Below are 305 nucleotides of genomic sequence, written 5' to 3' on the forward strand. Positions count from 1 at the left end.
GGGACGTCCTATCTCTAGGATTGTCAGAGGATGTCAAGACCTGGTAAGGTTCTTCGCGTTGCTTCGAATTAAACCACATGCTCCACCGCTTGTGCGGGCCCCCGTCAATTCCTTTGAGTTTCAGTCTTGCGACCGTACTCCCCAGGCGGAGTGCTTAATGCGTTAGCTGCAGCACTAAGGGGCGGAAACCCCCTAACACTTAGCACTCATCGTTTACGGCGTGGACTACCAGGGTATCTAATCCTGTTCGCTCCCCACGCTTTCGCTCCTCAGCGTCAGTTACAGACCAGAGAGTCGCCTTCGCC

Annotated in this window: 1 rRNA gene; it reads right to left on the minus strand. The window is 54.8% G+C overall.

Going from position 1 to position 305, the window contains the following annotated elements:
• Positions 1–305: ribosomal RNA gene (locus SB771_RS33965) — 16S ribosomal RNA — on the minus strand; the annotation flags it as partial.

The organism is Burkholderia sp. SIMBA_051 (assembly GCF_046534915.1).
GTDB classification, from domain to species: domain Bacteria; phylum Pseudomonadota; class Gammaproteobacteria; order Burkholderiales; family Burkholderiaceae; genus Burkholderia; species Burkholderia ambifaria.